At 66.7% G+C, this 4,055-nt stretch carries 4 protein-coding genes; all 4 read right to left on the bottom strand.

Going from position 1 to position 4,055, the window contains the following annotated elements:
* Positions 1-102 precede the first annotated feature (102 nt).
* The gene (locus OXU42_12970; protein ID MDE0030299.1) at positions 103-1,134 is read right to left on the bottom strand and encodes an amidohydrolase family protein; all 1,032 of its coding nucleotides are present in this window, start codon (positions 1,132-1,134) and stop codon (positions 103-105) included.
* A 136-nt stretch (positions 1,135-1,270) separates the two neighbouring features.
* Entirely contained in the window at positions 1,271-2,305 is a 1,035-nt protein-coding gene (locus OXU42_12965) for an amidohydrolase family protein (protein MDE0030298.1), read from the bottom strand.
* Positions 2,306-2,316: 11 nt separating this feature from the next.
* Positions 2,317-3,444, bottom strand: coding sequence for an alpha/beta hydrolase (locus OXU42_12960; GenBank protein MDE0030297.1), 1,128 nt, complete (start codon positions 3,442-3,444; stop codon positions 2,317-2,319).
* A 160-nt stretch (positions 3,445-3,604) separates the two neighbouring features.
* The coding region (locus tag OXU42_12955; GenBank protein ID MDE0030296.1) for an amidohydrolase family protein at positions 3,605-4,055 on the bottom strand (451 nt) is incomplete at its 5' end.

Raw genomic sequence — 4,055 nt, 5'->3', positions numbered from 1 at the left:
TCCTTCGACTTCGCTTAGCTAAGCTCAGGACGAACGGGGTAGGGTTTCCACAACCGTTCGTCCTGAGCGTAGCGAAGCGAAGTCGAAGGACGCAATCTCTACCTAGTCTTCCGACAGCCCGTAAAACCGCGCCGGGTTCTCGTGCAGGATCTTGTCGATGACTTGGGGCGACACCTCACCCTTTTCCCGCAGGCCCTTGAGCGCCAGCAGCTCGCTGGCGTTGTCGGCGTGGCCGTAGTCCGACCCGATCATGATCATGTCCTCGCCCGCGTGCTGGAGCACGTAGGGGAGGTCGTCGTCGGTCTGGCAGGCAACGTAGAGGCGGTTGGTCGCGAGCAGGTCCTCTTCGGGTTCCACGCCGGCCTTGCGTTGCCGCAGCGTGATGTCCCGCACGACGTGCGGGACCCACTGGGCCGCCACCTCGATGGCGCCGATGCGCAGGCCGGTGAACCGCTCCGGAATGCCGCGCATCACCATGGCGTGGACCGCGCCGATGACCGTGAGCTTGGCGGTGCGGAACGGGTCGTTGCCGAAGGCTTCGGAAACCGCGGCATTGCCGATGCCGGAGTGGATGCCGATGGGTACGTTCAGGCGCGCGGCTTCCTCGTAGAGCGGGAAGAAGTAGGGGTGGTGCAGGGGGTGATGGGTTTCCAGGCCGCGCATGAACACGGCGCAAGCGCCGTGCTCCGTGGCCCAGCGCAGCTCCTCAAGGGCCTCGTCCATGCTCAGCAGCGGCAGTTGCACGGCCCAGCGCAGCCGCCCCTTGCCCGCCTCCCAGATGTCCGCCAGCCAGCGGTTGTAGGAACGGCACAGTGCCAGCTCGACGTCCGTACGGTCGGTGACCGGCCGCAGGAACAGGGTCGGGTAGAGCACCTGCACGTCGGTGCCGATCTCGTCCATGTGCTTCAGGCGCGCGTCGATGTCGGCCATGTCCCGGGACTCCTTGGGGGTGTCCAGGCCGATGTTGTCACGGCCGCCGATGAGCTTCCCGTTGATGACCCAGAAGTTGCGCGTGCCGCCCTCGGGCATGTCCAGCGTAACGGGCACCGGACGGAAGCGCTTGTCCCGGCCCTCCAGGTAGTCCCAGGTGTGCTCCGTCTCGATGACGTGGGCGTCGGCGTCGATGGCCAGCATGTTCTCCTCCGAATGGCGTCCTTCGACTTCGCTTCGCTATGCTCAGGACGAACGGTTGTGGAGCCCTACCCCGTTCATCCTGAGCCCTTCGGCAAGCTCAGGACAGGCGTAGCGAAGCGAAGTCGAAGGACGCCATCTAGTCTTCCGCCAGTCCGTAGAAGCGCGCCGGGTTGTGGGCGAGGATCTTGTCGATCACCTCGGCGGCGATCTCGCCCTTGTCGCGGATCCCGCGGAGCGCCAGCAACTCGCTGGCGTTGTCGGCGTGGCCGTAGTCCGAGCCCACCATGAGGTTGTCTTCCGTGCCGTAGCCGAGCACGTAGGGCAGGTCGTCGTCGGTCTGGCATGCCACGAACAGCCGCTGGGTCCTGAGCAGGTCGTCATCCAGGCGCCGGCCCGCCTTCTTGAAGCGCAGGCGCAGGTCGTGCAGCACGTAGGGAAGCCACTGGGCGGTGACCTCGATGGCGCCGATGCGCAGTTGCGGAAACCGCTGCGGGATCCCGTGCAGCACCAGCGCGTGGAACGCCCCCACCACCGTCAGCTTGGAGGTGGTAAAGGTGTTGTCCGTGCCGAACGTGTCCAACACCGCGAAGCTGCCCTGGCCGGCGTGGATGCCGATGGCAAGGTCCAGCCGCTGGGCTTCCTCGTAGATCGGGAAGAAATAGGGGTTGTGGAGCGGCTGATGGGTCTCCACGCCGCGCAGCGACACCGCGCAGGCGCCGTTCTCCCTTGCCCAGATCATCTCTTCCAGCGACGCCTCCATGCTCAGCACCGGGAGTTGCACCGCCCAGCGCAGTCGCTCCGGCGCCTTTCTCCAGATGTCGGCGAGCCAGCGGTTGTAAGCGCGGCACAGGGCCAGCTCCACGTCCGGCCGCTCGGTGAAGGGCCGCAGGAGCACTGTGGGATAGAGCACCTGGACGCCGGTGCCGATCTCGTCCATGTGGCGAAGCCGCCGGTCGATGTCGGTCATCTCCCGCGCTTCCGGCGGCGTGTCCGCGCCGACGTTGTCGCGGCCGCCGATAAGCCGCCCGTCGATGATCCAGAAGTTCCCGCGGTTGCCCGAGGGCATGTCCGCGGACACCGGAACGGGCCGGAAACGCCGGTCCGCGCCCTCCAGGTAGTCCCACGTGGCCTCGTTCTCGATCACGTGGGCATCGGCGTCGATCGTAAGCATGGCGTTCTCCGTCACGCCCCCAACTGTTTCGCGAACCAGTCGACGATGAAGCTCCGCCGGTCGAAACGCTTCTCGCCGTGGCCGACGCCGTCCAGCAGTTCCCGCGGCGCGTTGACGGCGTTTTCGTACAGCCGGACGGCGCCGCGCGGGTCCATGACCCGGTCGTCGTGGTTGTAGCCCACCAGCAACGGGCACTCGATCTTTTGCGCCCGCCCCACCAGGGTGAACTCCTTGATGCGCTCCCGGGCGTCGGCCAGGTCCTCGGCGCCCATGAGCCAGCGCAGCCGCTCCTGGATGGGCGGGTAGAAGTCGAAGATGTCGTCAACCAGGTTGTAGGCCCCGCTCCACACCGCCACGGCCTTGATGCGCTTCTCCTCGGTGGCGCAACGGGGTCCCGAATATCCGCCCATGCTGGAGCCGTGGAGGGCGATGCGGTCCGGGTCCACGTCCGGGCGCGTCACCAGGTAGTCGATGACCGCCTTGGCCACCCGTTCCGAGTCGGGCGGCGCGTAGAGCTTCTTCTCCCGCAGCGTGGCGCCGTGGCCGGGGCCGTCCACGTCGATGAAGCTCATGCCCCGGCGCACGTACTGGGCGGCGTCGCCCTCGAGCCCGCGCAGCAGGATGCCGTCGGCGCCGCCGTAGTTGTACACCACGGGGAAGCGCGTTTCGGCCTTGCCCCGGGCCGGATAGAACAGCGCGTCCAGCAGGTGCCCCTCGTAGGGGATCTCGACGCGTTCGAAGGGCGGCGGCACCAGACCCCAGGCCTTGTCGAAGGTCTCCTTGAGCTTGTAGTGGCTCTGCATCATGCGCGGGTCGGCTTCCGGCATGTACACGAGCGCGCGCCGGTGGAACTCCGCCGCCCGCCGGTAGAAGTCGTGGGCGGTGACGTGGCGCCCCTCGTCCTCGAAACCCGCGGCCAGGGCCTCGTTCTTCTCCGCCATGCGGGTCCACTCGGTGTGCCAACTGTCGATGTTGTAAGGTTTGCAGCGGCGCGCCACCTCCCGGACGTCGGGGTCCGGGTGCAGTGGCGACACCTCCACGCGCACGTCGAGCTGCCCGCCGCCGGGAAGCCCGGGTCCGGGGAAGAGGCGCTTCTCCAACTCGTCGTTTGCCAGCGGCTTGTCCGGGGATTCCTTCATCCGATCTCTCCTGGCGCTATCGTCCCGTCCTGATCATGCGAACGAATAAGGCTATCGCGCCTCCGCCTTGCCGGCCCTTTCCCGGTCCATCGGGTTCCCAATCTCCACCGTGCGGACGGGCTTGCAACCCGCCCGACGGCGTGCTCCTGCCGACCAAGAGTCAGATGCCGTAGAAGGCGCTGGGGTTGTCCTGGGTGATCTTGGTCACCGCTGCATGGGAAAGGTCGCCCTTGTCGGCGCGCTGCTTCAGGAGCCCCAGGAAATCCATCTCCTGGGCGGAGTCGTTGTGCGTGTAGTCCGATCCCACCAGGAGATTGTCCTCGCCGGTGTGCTGCAGCAGGTAGTCCACGTCCTCGTCTACCTGGAACGACACGTACATGCGGTTGCGCTTGAGGATGTCCTCCGCCATCTCCTCGATCTCCATGGTGGAGCGCAGCACGCTGGTGGGCCGTTCCTTGTTCTTCTCCAGCCGGCGGCGGATCTCGTAGAGCACGAAGGGCACCCAGGAAGCGGTGGCCTCGATGAAGCCGAAGCGAAGTTCCGGGAAGCGGTCCGGTACGCCGTGCACGATCAGGGACTGGAACGCGTGCACCACCGGCAGCAGGATGCGG

The sequence above is a fragment of the Deltaproteobacteria bacterium genome (genome assembly GCA_028818775.1).
Lineage (GTDB): Bacteria > Desulfobacterota > Binatia > UBA9968 > JAJDTQ01 > JAJDTQ01.
The sequence above is the reverse complement of the archived record's forward strand: the minus strand, read 5'-3'. Positions and strand labels throughout refer to the sequence as shown.